We start from the raw sequence: 16,978 nt of genomic DNA, 5'->3' as shown, positions 1-16,978 counted from the left end.
CAAGCTTTGGGGCAAGTGTCTGAAAAAAAAGTAATCTTCGGCGGCTCGGCCGCCCCGCGCGCCGGCCTGCGGGCGCCGTGAAGCCGGCTTGATTGCCTGTTTGCGAGGCGCGGCAGCGGCAGCGGGCGCGCCAGACCAATTCCGCCGTCGCGATCGGAGCGCAATCTGGCGCAAAATTGCGCGCGCTCTTGAATCATTTCCGGAATCGCGCGCGATTGCATACCCACCGCGGTCATTCCTGATTCCGCGCACGAATTTTGGTCAATGCAACATAGGGTTATCGTGGCGTTAAAAAACCGCCGGCCGATATGCGATTTTTGAGATGCGCTAATTGGAGATACGGATCGTGGTGTTGCGCGCGCCCTCGCGCTGGACCAGCGCGAACAGCGCCGCCGCATGGGCGGGGTGCAGCCTGATGCAGCCATGCGAGGCCGGACCGCCGAGGCGGGAAATGTCGGTCGTGCCGTGGATGGCGAAGCCGTGATGGAAGAAGATCGCGTGCGGCATCGGCGAATTGTAGTATTTGCGCGAGAAATAGCGCCGCATCATCACCTGCGGATGGAAGGTGCCGCTTGGCGTGCCGTAGCCTCTGCGGCCCGTCGACACCGGCCAGTTGTAGCGCGGCGCGCCGTCGACGAGCACCGACATGCGCTGCGACGACTTGTCGATGTCGACCCTGAGATCGGCCCGCGCCGGCGCCGCGGCAAATCCCGCCAGCGCAAGCGCCGCCACGACGACCCGCATCGCGAGCCGTGCAAGATGCCCGTTCATGACCAAAGCCCCGCAGCTTCTCGTCCGGGACCGATGATGTCGCGGCGAGACCGCGGCTGTAAAGACGCCGTGAGGTTGTGCCCGACCGGCAAGCCTAATTCTTAACCCTGACGCGGCGTTGGGCTATAAGGATGCCAGCATGAGTCGCCGCCGCATCATCCCTCTCCTGCTTTTGGCGACACTCCTGGGTGCCGGCGGCGCGCTGGCCCAGGACAAGGGCAGCGTCACCCCGAAACCGCTGCCGCCGCTCGCCAACCCGAACGATCCCAAGATCGCCGCCAAGGAACTGTTCGCGCGCAAGCTGCTGCCGGCGAAAGGGCCGGCCCATGTCATCGGCTCCTACACCAAGGGCTGCATCGGCGGCGCCGAGCAGATGCCGCTCAACGGCGACAATTGGCAGGTGATGCGGCTGTCGCGCAATCGCAGCTACGGTCACCCCGAGATGATCGCGTTGATCAAGCGGCTCGCGGCCAAGGCGCGCAAGGACGCCGGCTGGCCGGGCATCCTGGTCGGCGACATCGCCCAGCCGCGCGGCGGCCCCGCGCTGTCCGGCCACGCCAGCCACCAGATCGGTCTCGACGCCGACATCTGGCTGACGCCGATGCCGGACCATCGGCTCTCGCGCGAGGAGCGCGAGGAGATGTCGGCGGTGATGATGGTGCGCCAGGACCGGCTCGACATCGATCCGAAGGTGTTCACGCCGGGCCATGTCCTGGTGCTGCGCGATGCGGCGCAGGAGCCGGCGGTGCAGCGCATCTTCGTCAATGCCGCGATCAAGAAGGCGCTGTGCCGCGAGGCCAAGGGCGACCGCTCCTGGCTGTCGAAGATCCGGCCGTGGTGGGGCCACGACTATCACTTCCACATCCGCATGCGCTGCCCGCCCGGTGCTGGCGAATGCGAGGGCCAGCCGTCGCAATCCGAGGACGAAGGCTGCAAGGAGGCCGATCTCGCCTACTGGTTCAGCGATGGCGTGCTGCACCCGAAGCCGCCGCCGGAGCCGCCAAAGCCGAAGCCGCCAATGACGCTGGCGCAAATGCCGGCCGCCTGCAAAGCCGTGCTGCACGCGGCGGACGCGAAGCCGTAAGCTCTCCACCGTCGTCCTGGCGAAAGCCAGGACCCATTACCCCAGGGAGTGGTTGTGGCGCGAAGTGGTAACTCCGAGTCTTCGCCAAATTGCTGCCTGTGGCTGTGGATCCCGGGCTCGCGCTGCGCGCGCCCCGGGATGACGGACTGATGACTGGCTCCCATCCCCCGGAATGCGATAGAATGCCCCGCCGCCGTGCCGTAAGCCGCGCGGCATGTCGGGATGCGCATCCCGTTCTCTAGCAAGCCTGACCGCACGCCCGCACATTCGCGTGGCCAACAATGAGATTTGACATGCGCGTCCTCACCTTCCTCGCCGCGCTTTCGCTCGGCGCGACGTCCGCACTGGCTGCCGAAGAGCCGAGCGGCTGCGACAAGTTCAAATGGCCGATCGATCGCGAGCGTGCCGCGCTTACCGCGCCGGACCGCGCGAAACTCGCATCGGGCAGCGACCAGGCGGCCCTGCCGTCATCGGCCATCACGCTGGGCCTGGTCGCGCCCGCGGATGCAAAGCTGCCCACGCCGCCGGAGCGCGCGCCGAAGGACGGTACCTTTGCCGGCTTCACCAGCATCAAGACCGCGAAGGCCGGCCTCTACACGATCAGCCTGTCGGCCGGCGCCTGGGTCGACGTGGTCCAGGATGGGCATTTCCTCAAGCCCGTGGCCTTCAGCGGCGCGACCGATTGCGAGGGCATCCGCAAGACCATGAAATACGAGCTGTCGGCGCAGCCTTTGGTGGTCCAGGTCAGCGGCGCCAAGGACAATTCGGTCTCGATCGCGATCCTGCCGGCGCAATAGGCCGTATGGTTAGACAAACGGTCGCCTTTGACCTACGGCTCCGGCCTGCTATCTTCGCAATTGCGATATCCCCGCCGGCCGTAAGCCGTTGCGGGGACACGTGGAACAGCGCTTCCGCACGTCGCAATGACCTCACCCAACGCCAGTTGCGCGCGCGATTTCGCGCGCGGGCTCGCACGGAGCGCACCCCATGTTTCGTATTGCCGGACTTTTCACCGCTTTCGTGATCCTCGCGGGCGCGAGCCTCTCGCCCGCCGCCGCCGAGGACAAGATCATCACCGTGTTCGCCGCCGCCTCGATGAAGAACGCGCTCGACGAGATCGATGCCGCCTACACCGCCAAGACCGGCGTCAAGTTCAGCGTCAGCTATGCCGCGAGCTCAGTGCTTGCCAAGCAGATCGAGCAGGGCGCACCAGCCGACGTGTTCGTCTCCGCCGACACCGACTGGATGGACTACGCGATCTCCAAGAAGACCATCAACGAGCCTTCCAGAGTCAACCTGCTCGGCAACAGCATCGTGCTGATCGCGCCGAAGGATTCAGCGATCAACAACGTCACCATCGCGCAGGGTTTTGACCTCGCAAAACTCGCCGGTGACGGCAAGATCGCGACCGGCGACGTCAAGTCCGTGCCGGTCGGCAAATATGCCAAGGCCGCGCTGGAAAAACTCGGCGCGTGGCAGGCGGCCGAGCCGAAATTCGCCATGGCCGAAAGCGTGCGCGCCGCGCTGACGCTGGTCGCCCGCGGCGAGGCTAGCCTCGGCATCGTCTACTCCACCGACGCCAAGGTCGAGCCCGGCGTCAAGATCGTCGGCACTTTCCCGGCGGATTCTCATCCCGCGATCATCTATCCGGTCGCGGCGACCACGACCGCGAAGGGCGAGACCAACGACTATCTCGCGTTCCTGCGTTCGACCGCGGCCAAGACCATTCTGGAAAAATACGGCTTCAAGTTCCTGGTCAGCCCCACGACTTGATATTGCGACTTGATGCTCGACATCTCTCCCGCCGAATGGACTGCGATCCTGCTCTCGCTCAGGGTCGCCGTCGTCGCCACGCTGGTCGCAACGCCGTTCGGCATTGCGCTGGCATGGCTGCTTGCCCGCCACGACTTCTGGGGCAAGTCGTTTCTCGACGCGGTGGTGCATCTGCCGCTGGTGCTGCCGCCTGTTGTCACCGGCTATCTCCTGCTCCTCACCTTCGGCCGCAAGGGACTCGTCGGTGGATTCCTGGCTGACACTCTCGGCATCGTCTTCGCGTTCCGCTGGACTGGTGCTGCGCTCGCCTGTGGCCTGATGTCGTTCCCGCTCTTGGTACGGCCGATGCGGCTGTCGATCGAGGCGATCGACCGCCGGCTCGAGCAGGCCGCCGAAACGCTGGGCGCTGCGCCCTGGAAAGTGTTCTTCACGGTGACGCTGCCGCTGGCGCTGCCCGGCGTGCTCGCCGGCATGGTGCTCGGCTTTGCCAAAGCGATCGGCGAGTTCGGCGCCACCATCACCTTCGTCTCCAATATCCCCGGCGAGACCCAGACGATTTCCTCCGCGATCTATTCGCTGATCCAGACGCCCGATGGCGATGCCGCAGCGGGCCGGCTTGTGATCGTCTCGATCATCCTGGCGCTGGGCGCGCTGATCGCCGCCGAATGGTTTGCGCGCCGCGCCACCGCGCGGCTACACGGGAACTGACCATGCTGCGGGTCGATGTCGAAAAGCAGCTTGGCGAATTCTTCCTCGCCGCATCCTTCAGCAGCGAAGGCCGCGTCATCGGCCTGTTCGGCGCCTCAGGCGCGGGCAAGAGCTCGCTGGTCAACATGGTCGCGGGGCTCTTGCGTCCCGATCGCGGCACCATCGTGATCGACGGCGAGACCGTGGACGACACCGCAGCCGGCATCCACGTTCCGACCTGGCGCCGCCGCATCGGCTATGTGTTCCAGGACGCGCGGCTGTTTCCGCATCTCAACGTCGCGCAGAACCTCGACTATGGAAGGCGCATGAACCGCCTCGCCTCCGATCCGGCGCAGCACAAGCGCATCATTGACCTGCTCGACATCGGCGCGCTTCTCGATCGCCGTCCCGGAAAACTCTCCGGCGGCGAGCGCCAGCGCGTCGCGCTCGGACGCGCGCTGCTGTCGAGGCCGCGGCTCCTGCTGCTCGACGAGCCGCTCGGCGCCCTCGACGAAGGCCGCAAGCTCGAGATCCTGCCCTATCTGGTGCGGCTGCGCGACGAGGCCAATGTGCCGATGGTCTATGTCAGCCACGACGTCGCCGAACTGCGCCAGCTCGCGACCCAGATCGTGATGCTGAAGCAGGGCCGGGTGACGTCGTTCGGCGGGGTGAAGGTGCTGACGTGAGGCACGTCGGCGCAACTTCCACCGCTGTCGTCCCGGCGAAGGCCGGGACCCATACCGCGTGATCTATCGGTAGCGGGCAGTGTGAGTACCGGCGAAGGAAGGATAACTGCGAGTCTTCGCCAAACTGCTCCCTGGGGTTATGGGTCCCGGCCTTCGCCGGGACGACAGCGGAGCTTTACGGCGAGCGGAGCTTTACCGCGCCTTGCGCCGTTTCGGCTTTGCCGTGCCGAATACCGCCGTCAAATCCTCGGCTGCCGGCACCACATCATCCAGATGCAGCCGGCTCTCCACATGCAAAAAATGCTCGCGCGAGACCGCAATCGCGCGCGCGACGTCGCGGGCGCGGAGGGCTTCGACGATGGCGCCGTGCTCGTCTACCGCGCAGATCGAATCGGTGGCGGGCTCGTAGACCGAGACCATCACCGAGGACCGGCTGAGCAGGTCGGCGAGGAAGCGCGAGAGCTCGGCATTGCCGAGCGCCTCGACCAGATGGACGTGGAACGCGCCCGACAGCCGCACCGAGGCGGCGCGATCGCCACGCGTCGCGGCGGCACGCTCCTCGGCGAGATGGGCGTTGAGCCGGTCGATCAAGGCATCGTCAACACGGCGGACGAGCTGGGTCAGCACGCCGGCCTCGAGCACGCGATGGGCCTCGTAGACGCTGCGGACGTCGTCGAGCGTCGGGCGTGGCACGCGGGCGCCGCGGTTGGGGATCATCTCCAGCCGCCGCTCCGCACCCAGCCGGTGCAGCACCTTGCGGATGCGCTCGCGCGACACGCCAAAGATGTCGGCGAGCGGCGGCTCGGCAAGCTTGGTGCCGGCCTTCAGCTTGCCCTCCAGCAGCGCGTGCAGGATGGCCTGATAGACCGCCTCGTCCTCGGCCGGATTGGCCTTGCCGATTCCCCTGCCGATTCCCTTGCCGTTTCGCCTGCGCTGCGTCGCCATGGCGATAGCTAGGCCCAAAGGATGCGCAGCGTCACCTCCAAAAAATGTGCACATTTGCTGCGCGACGGTGCAGGCGCCAAACTGAAATTTCAATCAACTAATTGATATTATTTGATATTACAAAAATGTGCACATTTGGCATGACGCTTGCTGCATTGTCGTTGCAAGCTTTACGCACAACAAACGGGACATGCCCATGCACACCCCCTCCCGACGCAGCGTTCTGACATCCGGCGCGGCGCTGGCCGCGCTCATCGCCGCCCCGGCGCGCCTGCGCGCCGCCCCCAAGGAGATCGTCATCGGCGGCCCCGCAGGTGCCGCGAAATATTTCAACGCCGATCTGTTTCCGGTGCTGGAGAAGAAGCTCGACTGCAAGGTGCTCTACGAGGGCACCAATTCGCTGACCAACCTCCAGAAGATGCAGGCCGACAAGGCCGCGCCGAAGATCTCGGTCGTCATCATGGACGATCCGGTGATGCTGCCGGCAGCCGCCGAAGGCCTGATCACCAAGATGTCGGCCTCCTCGATCGCCAATCTCGGCAAGCTCGTCGACGGCTCGGTGCATCAGGACGGACTATGGGCGAACTACCAGCGGCCCTGGGCCGGCATCGCCTATTCGACCAAGCGCATGAAGACGGCGCCGGGAAAATGGTCGGACCTGTGGGACGCGAAATATGCCTCCAGGGTGATCGTGCCGTCGCTGTCGAATACCGAAGGGTTCTGGACGCTGCTCGCGGCCGCGCATCTCGAAACCGGCAAGCCCTACAGGGAAGCACAGTACGAGATCGACGCCGCTTTCAAGAAGGTGAAGGAGTTGAAGCCGAACCTGCTCAACGTCTATACCAACGCGCCGCAGGCCATCAATTTGATGGAGCAGGGCGAGGCCTGGATGATCGGCGGACAGTTTTCCGCCTACACGCTGATCCGGAAAGCGGACGGCTCGCCGGTCGATCTCGCCGTGCCGCAGGACGGCGGCTTCGCCATGCCATCGGGAATCGCCAAGGTGAATGGCGCACCTGGCGGCGACCTTGCCGACGCCGTGATCGATTTCTTCCTGAGCCCGGAGGCGCAAACCATCCTCGCCGACAAGGCTTTTGTCGCGCCGACCAACAAGGGCACGCCGACGCCGGCGGGCTTCCCCGATCCCGCGTCGCTGTTCGCGCCGGACTGGGCGTTCGTCGCCAAGAACCGCGCCGCGTGGGTCGACCGCTGGAGCAAGGAGATGACATGAGCGAGAGCAGCCCGCATCTCGTCGTCCGCGGCGTCTCCAAAAGATACGGGCCGACGACGGTCCTCGATCACATCGATCTCACCATTCGCCGCGGTGAGCTCGTCACGCTGCTCGGCCCGTCCGGCTGCGGCAAGACCACGTTGCTGCGCGCCATCGCGGGGCTGGCGCAGCCCGACACCGGCAAGGTCGAGCTCGCCGGTCGCGACATCACCAGCGTGCCGCCGCACAAGCGCAATGTCGGTGTGGTGTTCCAGAGCTACGCGCTGTTTCCGCATCTCACCGTCGCCGGCAATGTCGCGTTTGGACTGAAGGTGCGCGGCGCGGCCAGGCGCGAGATCGACGCCGCGGTCGAGCGTGCGCTGGCGCTGGTCAAGCTCGGCCATCTCGGCGGCCGGCGCATCTCGGCGCTCTCGGGCGGGCAGCAGCAGCGGGTAGCGCTGGCGCGCGCGATCGCGGTCGAGCCGGACGTGTTGCTGTTCGACGAGGCGCTCTCGGCACTCGATCGCAAGCTGCGCGAGGAGATGCAGGTCGAGCTGCGCCGCCTGCTCCAGGACGTGAAGGCGACCGCGATCTTCGTGACGCATGACCAGGACGAGGCGCTGACCATGTCCGACCGCGTCGCGGTCATGAACAAGGGGCGGATCGAGCAGCTCGCCGAGCCGCGCGAGCTGTATTTGCGCCCGGCGAGCCTGTTCGCGCTCAACTTCGTCGGGCTGTCGACGCGGATTTCCGGCACGGTGCTGGCCGCCGATAACGGCAAGGTCGATGTCGAGACCAGGGTCGGCCGGCTGTCGGCGCTCGGCAATTTCCAGGCGGGCTCCCCCGTCATCGTCGCGGCGCGCCCTGAGCAGCTGCGGATCAGTGAGCAAGGCGAGGCAAACTCCGCGGCCGGGCGCGTCCGCTCCGTGGTGTTCCAGGGCTCGCGCACGCTGGTCGAGGTCGATGCCGGCGCCGGCGAAAGCCTGCTCGCCGAACTCTCGGAGCGCGATGGCGCGATTCCGCGCGTGCATGACGAGATCCGCCTGAGCTGGCCCGTGACCGAGACCTTTGCGTTTCCGATGGAGGCGCAGGCATGACCGAGGCGGCCCTTCCCGCGCCCGTGGCGGCGCCCTCGGTCGATCGCGAGCGACTGACGGCTGTTGGATTCGTGCTGCCGTCCTTCCTCATCATTGCCGGCGTGTTCGCGCTGCCGTTGGTGCTGCTGCTCGGCGTCAGCATCGTCGATGCCAACGGCTTGACCTTCGCCCATTACAAGCGCCTGCTCGGCACGCCCTATTATCTCGGCGTGGTCTGGAATTCGCTGCGGTTGGGACTTCTCACCACGCTGATCGCCTTCCTGATCAGCTACCCCGCCGCCTTTGCGCTGGCGCGGGCCCGCGGGCCCTTGCGCTCGGTGCTGCTGGCGACGCTGTTCCTGCCGCTCGCGGCCAGCGTCGTCGTCAAGGCGTTCGCCTGGACCATCCTCTTGCGCAGCGACGGCATCGTCAACGAGACGCTGATCGCGCTCGGCATCATCGAAGACCCGATCCGGATGATCTTTACCGAGACCGCGCTGATCGTCGGCGCCGTCAACATCTTCCTGCCCTTCATGATCCTGCCGATCTACGCGATCGTGGCCCAGCTCGATTCCCGCTACGCCGAAGCGGCCGCGACGCTCGGCGCCTCGCCGCTCGTGACTTTCCTTCGCGTGATCCTGCCGCTGACATTGCCCGGCATCATCGCCGGCGTGGCGCTGGTGTTCTCGCTGTCGGTCTCCGCCTATGTGGTGCCGACGCTGCTGATCGGCGAAAGATATCCGACGCTCGCGACCACGATCGCAAAGGCCTATCTGCTGGCGCGCGAACCCGGCTTCGGCGCGGCGGCCGGCGTCGTGCTGCTGGCGATCGCCATCGCTGTGGTCGCCTTGAGCGCACGGCTGTCACGGGAGCCGAAGTGATGACGAGGGCCGCTATCGTCGTCTGCTGGGTGATGGCCATCGCACTGGCCCTGTTCCTGATCGCGCCATTGCTGGTGATCGCAGCCGCGAGCTTCTCGCCGACGCCGGTGTTCGATTTGCCGCTGACCGGCGCATCGACACGCTGGTACGGCAGGATCGGCCGGCTCGACGGCTTCTGGCCCTCGCTGCTGCTGTCGCTCCAGATCGCGCTGCTGTCGACCGCGATCTCGCTGGTCTGCGGCACGCTCGCGGCCATCGCGATTGCGCGCGGAAAGCTGCCGGGCGCGGAGATTTTTGCGACCGCGCTGGTCTCGCCGCTGATGATGCCGGGCCTCGTGCTCGGCATCGCGCTGCTGCAGGGGTTTCGTGCGATCGGATTCACCGCGCCCTGGGCGACGCTGCTGGTGGCGCATCTCGTCATCACGCTGCCTTACGTCGCGCGCACCATGATCGCGGGACTTGCGCGGTTCGACTTCACGCTGATCGAGGCGGCGCGCACGCTCGGCTGCACCTATCCCGGCAGCGTGCTGCGGGTGATGGTGCCGGCCTTGGCGCCGTCGTTCCTGATCGCCGGGATCTTCTCGTTCCTGGCCTCGTTCGACAATTATCCGGTGTCGATTTTCCTGGCCGACGTCCGCACCAAGACGCTGCCGATCCGCATGCTGCAATATATCGAGGAAGCGCCCGACCCGACGCTCGCCGCGCTCTCCACCCTCATCCTCGCCGGCACGGTGATCCTGCTGTTCGTCAGCGACCGCGTCGTCGGCCTGCACCGCATGGCCGGAACCTCGGACTGATCCATGAGCAACGAACCCAAATCTCCCGCGCATCGCGACTTCGCCGGCTATCGCGGCAAGCCGCCGAACCCGCGCTGGCCCCACGGCGCGCGCGTCGCGGTGTCGCTGGTGGTGAATTTCGAGGAGGGCTCGGAGTTCTCCGTCAACGACGGCGATGCCGGCAACGAGGCGATCTACGAGGTCGTGCACCGGCTCGATGGCCCGGATTCCTGCATCGACAGCCATTTCGAATACGGCACGCGCGCCGCGTGGTGGCGCATCATGGACCTATTCGACGCCCATGGCGTCAAGGTCACGGTGAGCTCCTGCGGCCGCGCGGTCGAGCGTTCGCCGGACCTCGCACGCGATGCCATCGCGCGCGGCCACGAGGTGTCGGCGCATGGCTGGCGCTGGCAGAGCCACGCCGACATGGACGAGGCAAGCGAGCGCGAAGTCATCGCCAAAACGGTGGCGGCGATCGAGCGTACCACCGGACAGCGCCCGGTCGGCTGGCACACGCGTTCGGCGACATCGCCGAACACACGCCGCCTGCTGGTCGAGCACGGCGGCTTCCTCTACGACAGCGACGCCTACAACGACGACCTGCCCTACTACGTGGCGGTCGCAGGCAAGCAACATTTGGTGCTGCCCTACGCCTTCGACACCAACGACATGCAATATTACAACGCCGCACGCTTCAACGGCGCCGATTTCGCCGACTATGTCATCGACGCCTTCGAATGGCTCAAGCGTGAAGGCGAGACCTCGCCGAAGATGATGTCGATCGGGTTGCACCTGCGCATGATCGGCCGCCCCGGCCGGATCGGTGCGCTGGACCGGATCCTGGCGCACATCACCGGGAGCGGCGCCGCGTGGATCGCGCCGCGGGCCGCGATTGCGCGGCATTGGCGGGAGGTGGTGACGGCGGGGGTGTGATTTGCGCAAGCTAACTTCAGGCATGCCGGCGCAACATCCACTGTCGTCGTCCCGGCGAAGGCCGGGACCCATACCGCGTGATCTCTCGACGGCGGACGGTGCAAGTACCGGCGAATGAAGCGCAACTGCAAATCTTCGCCAAACTCCTCCCTGGGATTATGGGTCCCGGCCTTCGCCGGGACGACATAGGAGAGTGTCGCCGCCTCCCGCAGGGTGGCGCTACACCCCCGCCACCGACGTCCAGAGCTCCGCGAGCTTGCGCCGCAGCGCCTGCGTGCGCGTCAGTGGCGCGGGCGTTTCCTCGTCTTCGGGCAGGCGCAGGCCGACGACGTTGACGCGGCCGCCGGAAATGCTGCGCGCGACCAGCACAATCTCGTCGAGCGCGAGCTCGGCGCCTTCCTTCGGCGCGCGGTCGAGATGGACGTCGAAATAATCGGCCAGCGTCAGCTTGCCCTCGTCCTCGCTCACTTTCACGCCGTAGATCTCGGCGAGCTCGGCGAGCGTGTGCTCGGCCGAGACCATGAAGTCGCCGAGCAGATGCGGATCAGGCGCGGTGCTCGGCTGCATGTCGACGAAGAAGCGGTCGAGCGATTCGGCCTTCTCCGGCGGGGCCAGCAGATAGATGTAGTCGCCCGGCGCGACCGGATCGGCTTCGATCGGCGTGAGGATATTCTGGTTGCGGATCACCAGCGTCGGCTTGGACCAGGACGGGATCAGGCCGCGGCGGAAATACAGGCTCTTCGGCCGCACCGGATAGCCGACGAGCTGCTGCTCGAGCTGGCCGGGCAGATCGAGCTCGACGCGGCGCGGGCCGCGCTCGGCGCGCGGCAGCGCCACGTGCAGCTTGCGTGCGGCCGGCGCCAGCGTCCAGCCTTGCAGCAACAGCGAGATGATGACCACCACGAAGGCGACGTCGAAATAGAGATAGGCCTTTGACAGGCCGACCAGCATCGGGATCGACGCCAGGAAGATCGCGACCGCGCCGCGCAGGCCGGTCCAGGCGATGAAGATCTTTTCGCGCCAGTTGAACCGGAACGGCGCCAGGCACACGAACACCGCGATCGGCCGCGCCAGCAGCATCAGCACGAAGGCAATGCCGACCGCAGGCAGCGCGCTGGCGCCAAGCCGGCTCGGCGAGACCAGGAGGCCGAGCAGCACGAACATCACGATCTGCGCCAGCCAGGTCGCCGCATCCAGAAAGGCCACCACCGAATTGTGCGCGCGGGTCGGCCGGTTGCCGATGATGATGCCGGCGAGATAGACCGCGAGGAAGCCGGAGGCGTGCATGATCTGCGAGCCGCCGAAGATCACGAGCGCCGCGGTGGTGACGAACGGCGCGTGCAGGCCCTGCGGCAGCGCGACCTTGTTCAACGCGATGACGACCAGACGGCCGCCGAATACGCCGACAAGGGCGCCCAGCGCCCCCTCCAGGACGAACTCCATCAGCACGTGACCGGCCGTGCCTGTTCCCAGCGAGATATATTCGACCAGCATCAGGGTGAGGAAGATCGCGAAGGGATCGTTGGTGCCGGATTCCGCCTCCAGCGTCGCACCGACGCGCGGGCGCAGGCGCAGGCCCTGGGTGTGCACCAGCAGGAACACGGCGGCCGCATCGGTCGAGGCCACCACCGCGCCGACCAGCAGCGACTCCGTCCAGTTGAGGTCGAGCGCGTATTTCGCGAATGGCGCCGTGATCAGCGCGGTCAGGAGCACGCCGACGGTCGCGAGCACCACGGAGGGCGCGAGCACGGTGCGGATGCTGGCAAAGCGCGTCCGCAGGCCGCCGTCGAACAGGATCAGCGCCAGCGCCACCGAGCCGACCAGATAGGTGGTGCGGACGTCGTCGAACTGGAGCTGCCCGGGCCCGGAATCGCCGGCCAGCATGCCGATCACGAGGAAGACGAGCAGCAAGGGCGCGCCGAAGCGTAGCGCAAGCAGGCTCGACAGGATACCGGCCATCACCAGGACGGCGCCGAGCAATATGGCGAGACTGACGGAGTCGAGGGAAGCCATCCACCTTCCGGGTAAAAATCGCTGGATTTGCATCCTTATCGTCGCGGCACCGGCACGCCAACCCATTTTCTCCCGCTCGCGGCAATCTGCCCGTATTTTGCGGCCTTAACTCGCTTCACTTAGCGGTGTATCGATGGTCCGGCCGCGTCCTTTGTGGGATTCTGCGGCTCCCTCGAATCAAATCCTGCCGCCCGCTTCCCGACGAGACCTCCCGATGGACATGGACCTCAAAGACTTCATGGAGTTCGTGCAAACGACCGCGCGCAGCGTCGGGGCGGAAATCTCCTCGCCCTGGTTCTACCTGCAATTCGGCCTCATCCTGGCCGCGGCCGGTGTCGCCTATGCCGCGGAGGCCGGCGTTCGCAACCGCGTCGACATGACCTCGCTGGCGATGGGCTGGCCGCTGCCGCTGCGCCACTTCGTCCGCGTGATGGTCACGAGCGCCTCGACCGCGGTGTTCACCCTGCTCGTGATCATCTCGCGCTTCGTGATGTACCATGCGACATGGCCGAGCCGCAGCTATCTGCTGATGGTCGCCGCCAAGCTGGGGCTGGCCTGGCTCGCGATCCGGCTCGTGACCTCGGTGCTGCGCAACGCCTTCATCGTCAAGCTGGTGTCGATCACGGCGTGGTTCGTCGCGGCGCTGTCCATCATCGGACAGCTCGACACGACGGTCGAGCTGCTCGATTCCTTCGCGATCGTGCTCGGCGGCCTGCGGCTGACGCCGCTGCTGGTGATCAAGGCCGGCGCGCTTCTGCTCATCGCGCTCTGGGCCACCAACATCGCCAGCAATTTCGCCGAGAGCCGGATCAATTCGACCACGGACCTGACGCCGTCGGTACAGGTGCTGCTGGTCAAGATCATCCGGATCGGGCTGCTTGCGGTCGCAATCGTGATCGCGCTCGGCGCGGTCGGCATCGACCTCTCCGCGCTCGCGGTGTTCTCCGGCGCGGTCGGCGTCGGCATCGGTATCGGCCTGCAGAAGATCGTGGCCAATTTCATCTCGGGCATCATCCTGCTCGCCGACAAATCGGTGAAGCCCGGCGACCTCGTCACCATCGGCGACAATACCGGGCGCATCAGCGCGATGAAGACGCGCTATATTTCCGTCGCCGCCGGCGACGGCCGCGAGTTCCTGGTCCCGAACGAGGACCTAGTGACGCAGAAGGTCGTCAACTGGACCTATACCGACAAGAACACGCTGGTGAAGATCGCCTTCGGCACCAATTACGATGCCGACCCGAAGCTGGTCTGCAAGCTCGCCGCCGAGACCGCCGCCGCCCATCCCCGCGCGCAGAAGGGCAAGCCGCCGAACAGCATTTTGACCGAGTTCGCGGAAGCCGGGATGAAGTTCTCGCTGACCTTCTGGATCGCGGACCCCGACGGCATGGACAACGTCAAGAGCGACGTGATGCTGGCGCTGTGGGACGCCTTCAAGCGCGAGGGCATCCGGGTTCCCTACCCTGTCCGCGAAATCCGCGTCCGCGGCGGCGCACTGCCGGTCGAAACCACCGTAGAAGTCCCGAATTAGGCCGCTTTCGGGCCCAAGGCGGGCTCTCGTCTTGTTTTGACGCGTTTTCCTTACGCGAACCGGTATCCACTTCGCTCGAAAACGCTCCAGGCTTGGCTTGCATGAAGGCCCACGATCATTAAATTAGGCCATTCAATCAGACGCTTCCGACATCGAGACCGGCCCCGTGCCGAGAAGACCGCGACCTCATGAGCTACATCGAAGCCACCGATACCTCCTTACGCAAGACCGGACAGATCAAGCTGCATGGCCCGAGCGCTTTCGCCGGCATGCGCAAGGCCGGTGCCCTGGTAGCGAAGTGCCTCGACGAGCTCACCGACATCGCCGTTCCCGGCATGCCGACCTCACGCATCGACGAGTTCGTCCGCGACTTCGCCTTCAGCCACGGCGCCTATCCGGCGACGCTGATGTATCGCGGCTATCGCTATTCGACCTGCACCTCGCTCAACCACGTGGTCTGCCACGGCATGCCCGGCGACCGCCCGCTCAAGGAAGGCGACATCGTCAACATCGACGTCACCTTCATCGTCGACGGCTGGTACGGCGATTCCAGCCGGATGTATGCGGTCGGCCCGATCGCGCGCAAGGCGGAGCGGCTGATCGAGGTCACCTATGAGGCCATGATGCGCGGCATTGCCGCGGTGAAGCCCGGCGCCACCACCGGCGACATCGGCCACGCCATCCAGAGCTTCGTCGAGCCGCAGGGCATGAGCGTGGTGCGCGATTTCTGCGGCCATGGCCTCGGTCGCCTGTTCCACGACGAACCGAACATCATCCATATCGGCCGGCCCGGCGAGGGCGTGGTGCTCAAGCCCGGCATGTTCTTCACCATCGAGCCGATGATCAATCTCGGCAAGCCGCATGTGAAGATCCTGTCCGACGGCTGGACCGCGGTCACCCGCGATCGCTCGCTGTCGGCGCAGTTCGAGCACTCCGTCGGCGTCACCGCCACCGGCGTCGAGATCTTCACGCTGTCGGAGCGGCACGGCGAGAAGCAGGTCGCCTGATTACGAAACTCGGTGCGATATTGACTTCGCAGTCAACCCTCCGGCCCCATTGCCGAACGGCCGATTCTCGACGATGAGCTTTCTGATCGACTCATCATCGACCGAACAAACCGAGATGAGAGGCACCCCCCTCTCTTTCATGATCTTGTCGCGGGCGTCGCCTTCAACGCGATTGATGAGCGTGACGACTCCTCGCACTGTGGCATGACGGAAGTGCAGATGTCTCAGCGCATTCAGCAGAATGCTCGCGTCTGAGGCTATGTCATCGACAACAATGACACTCTCGTCCCTGACCAGGAGACCGTCGAACGGCGGCCCCATCTTGTAGCTCATGTCCGTCTTGAAAAGCGAGATCGGCTTTCCGAGCATCCTCGCAACAGCATGAGACAGAAGGATATTTCCCTTCTTGAGCCCGACAATCCTGTCGAAATCGCCGAGGGAACGCAGCTTCTCCGCCAGAATGCGGGAAAGGACCTCGAGCTTGTCATGGTCGGTAACAGCAGCCATGAGGTCGATGTAGTACTTGACGAGGACACGGTCCTCCAGAAGGCCGGTATCGCGGGCCACACCACCGCGGACGATGTGCTCCCTCGCAATCGTCGAGAGCGCGTCCTCGGATCGGCCTTGATCAACTTTCGTCTTCGCAGCATCGATCGACCTTTCCACGAACGGCACCTCTTCAGCTTCGCCGAATTTCACTGTTGCCGTAGCGAAAAACTTGGCGGCGGCGTCTTTCCCCGCCAGGATGAGATGATCCTGCTGATCTCTGCTGCGGTCGGTGCTGAAGGTGGGTGTATCTCCGACGTTGATACGAATCACGTTGGAGAGCCGCGAGATATCCATGTACTTTTCCTGAACGCGATCCTGCGCGACGAGAATGGAGTCGAACACGGAAAACACGTGGGTCAGCACCGAACCGTTTCTCCTGGTTGCGGGCTTCGAGGTGAGCGCAAATCCAATGACGGGAGTGAATTCGTTCTGCTCGTCGTGTTCCTCGTCGAATAGCCACATGGGAAAATTGCTAAGAACCCCGCCATCGACGACCTCCTCGCCTCCACCGTGCGAAACCGGAGGAAACATCATCGGGAAGGAGCAAGACGCGAGCACCGCCTCCGCTATCTCGATGGTCGGCGTGGTCCGCTTGCTGTAAACAAAGATTTCCTGCGTGGTGATATTGGCAGCGACAATCTTCAAGGGACTGTCCTTCAGGTCCTTGAACCTTACCTTGTCCAGCTCGGGAAACTTCCGGCCAATCAATTCGCGGAGCCAATTCAGCAAGGCCGACGGGTCCGCCATTCCGCGGTAGTAACGGAAGAAGAACGTTCGCCATGCACTAATCTGGAAGAATCGCGAGTAGGGAGCGTCATAGAGATGCTCCCGGAGTTCCTTTGTCGAGTAACCGCAGGCAAGGAGAGCGGCCACGATGGATCCGGCAGACGTGCCACCCCACCCGACGAAATTGAGTCCCTGCGATTTCGCCTCTTCAACCGCGCCAAGCAGCGCCGCGCCCTTGATACCGCCGCCCGAGAAGACCGCGAAAAAATCTTTCGGCATTGCCGTCCTCCAAAAAGAGTCCGCGATTTCGACACCTCCGACGGACGC

The 16,978-nt window shown here is 65.2% G+C and carries 16 protein-coding genes; 12 read left to right on the top strand and 4 right to left on the bottom strand.

Annotation, left to right across the window (positions count from 1 at the left end; genetic code table 11):
• Positions 1–327: 327 nt before the first annotated feature.
• Positions 328–771 carry a L,D-transpeptidase gene (locus ACXJMY_RS11215; protein ID WP_456619390.1) on the bottom strand — a complete coding sequence of 148 codons (444 nt, stop codon included), beginning with the start codon at positions 769–771 and terminating at the stop codon, positions 328–330.
• A 139-nt stretch (positions 772–910) separates the two neighbouring features.
• Here ACXJMY_RS11215 and mepA point away from each other — a divergent pair, with 139 nt between their 5' ends.
• From mepA to modC, 5 genes are all read left to right on the top strand, one after another.
• On the top strand, positions 911–1,855 hold the full coding sequence (mepA, locus tag ACXJMY_RS11210) for a penicillin-insensitive murein endopeptidase (protein WP_456619389.1): 945 nt from the start codon (positions 911–913) through the stop codon (positions 1,853–1,855).
• A 293-nt stretch (positions 1,856–2,148) separates the two neighbouring features.
• Positions 2,149–2,652, top strand: a complete 504-nt coding sequence (locus ACXJMY_RS11205; protein ID WP_456619388.1) for a hypothetical protein — start codon at positions 2,149–2,151, stop codon at positions 2,650–2,652.
• A 190-nt stretch (positions 2,653–2,842) separates the two neighbouring features.
• The gene (gene modA, locus ACXJMY_RS11200; protein WP_456619387.1) at positions 2,843–3,628 is read left to right on the top strand and encodes a molybdate ABC transporter substrate-binding protein; all 786 of its coding nucleotides are present in this window, start codon (positions 2,843–2,845) and stop codon (positions 3,626–3,628) included.
• Positions 3,629–3,640: 12 nt separating this feature from the next.
• Positions 3,641–4,336, top strand: coding sequence for a molybdate ABC transporter permease subunit (gene modB, locus ACXJMY_RS11195; protein ID WP_456619386.1), 696 nt, complete (start codon positions 3,641–3,643; stop codon positions 4,334–4,336).
• 2 nt (positions 4,337–4,338) lie between these two features.
• On the top strand, positions 4,339–5,001 hold the full coding sequence (gene modC / locus ACXJMY_RS11190) for a molybdenum ABC transporter ATP-binding protein (protein ID WP_456619385.1): 663 nt from the start codon (positions 4,339–4,341) through the stop codon (positions 4,999–5,001).
• 192 nt (positions 5,002–5,193) lie between these two features.
• Here the strand turns inward: modC and ACXJMY_RS11185 are convergent, their stop codons facing one another.
• Positions 5,194–5,946 (bottom strand): GntR family transcriptional regulator, encoded by a 753-nt coding sequence (locus ACXJMY_RS11185; protein WP_456619384.1) that lies wholly within the window; start codon positions 5,944–5,946, stop codon positions 5,194–5,196.
• Positions 5,947–6,142: 196 nt separating this feature from the next.
• On the opposite strand from ACXJMY_RS11185, the gene ACXJMY_RS11180 reads away from it, so the two are divergent.
• From ACXJMY_RS11180 to ACXJMY_RS11160, 5 genes are read left to right on the top strand one after another with little or no spacing between them, the layout of a single operon-like run.
• Complete coding sequence (locus ACXJMY_RS11180; RefSeq protein ID WP_456619383.1) at positions 6,143–7,177, top strand: extracellular solute-binding protein; 1,035 nt, start codon at positions 6,143–6,145, stop codon at positions 7,175–7,177.
• On the top strand, positions 7,174–8,253 hold the full coding sequence (locus tag ACXJMY_RS11175; protein ID WP_456619382.1) for an ABC transporter ATP-binding protein: 1,080 nt from the start codon (positions 7,174–7,176) through the stop codon (positions 8,251–8,253). Before ACXJMY_RS11180 ends, ACXJMY_RS11175 begins: the two co-directional genes overlap by 4 nt.
• Positions 8,250–9,113, top strand: a complete 864-nt coding sequence (locus ACXJMY_RS11170) for an ABC transporter permease (protein ID WP_456619381.1) — start codon at positions 8,250–8,252, stop codon at positions 9,111–9,113. The genes ACXJMY_RS11175 and ACXJMY_RS11170 overlap by 4 nt, the downstream gene beginning before the upstream one ends.
• Positions 9,113–9,910, top strand: a complete 798-nt coding sequence (locus ACXJMY_RS11165; RefSeq protein ID WP_456619380.1) for an ABC transporter permease — start codon at positions 9,113–9,115, stop codon at positions 9,908–9,910. The genes ACXJMY_RS11170 and ACXJMY_RS11165 overlap by 1 nt, the downstream gene beginning before the upstream one ends.
• A gap of 3 nt (positions 9,911–9,913) precedes the next feature.
• Positions 9,914–10,825: a polysaccharide deacetylase family protein gene (locus ACXJMY_RS11160; protein WP_456619379.1), complete on the top strand. Its 912-nt coding sequence runs from the start codon at positions 9,914–9,916 to the stop codon at positions 10,823–10,825.
• A gap of 219 nt (positions 10,826–11,044) precedes the next feature.
• Here the strand turns inward: ACXJMY_RS11160 and ACXJMY_RS11155 are convergent, their stop codons facing one another.
• Positions 11,045–12,838 carry a potassium/proton antiporter gene (locus ACXJMY_RS11155; RefSeq protein WP_456619378.1) on the bottom strand — a complete coding sequence of 598 codons (1,794 nt, stop codon included), beginning with the start codon at positions 12,836–12,838 and terminating at the stop codon, positions 11,045–11,047.
• A 214-nt stretch (positions 12,839–13,052) separates the two neighbouring features.
• Between ACXJMY_RS11155 and ACXJMY_RS11150 the strand changes: the two genes are divergently transcribed.
• Both ACXJMY_RS11150 and map read left to right on the top strand, forming a co-directional pair.
• Positions 13,053–14,369 (top strand): mechanosensitive ion channel family protein, encoded by a 1,317-nt coding sequence (locus tag ACXJMY_RS11150; RefSeq protein ID WP_456619377.1) that lies wholly within the window; start codon positions 13,053–13,055, stop codon positions 14,367–14,369.
• Positions 14,370–14,557: 188 nt separating this feature from the next.
• A complete protein-coding gene (gene map / locus ACXJMY_RS11145) occupies positions 14,558–15,376 on the top strand; it encodes a type I methionyl aminopeptidase (RefSeq protein ID WP_456619376.1) in 819 nt (272 codons plus the stop codon).
• On the opposite strand, the gene ACXJMY_RS11140 is transcribed toward map, so the two are convergent.
• Positions 15,377–16,930: a patatin-like phospholipase family protein gene (locus ACXJMY_RS11140; RefSeq protein WP_456619375.1), complete on the bottom strand. Its 1,554-nt coding sequence runs from the start codon at positions 16,928–16,930 to the stop codon at positions 15,377–15,379.
• Positions 16,931–16,978 lie beyond the last annotated feature (48 nt).

Source organism: Bradyrhizobium sp. P5_C12 (assembly GCF_054049735.1).
The sequence above is the reverse complement of the archived record's forward strand: the minus strand, read 5'-3'. Positions and strand labels throughout refer to the sequence as shown.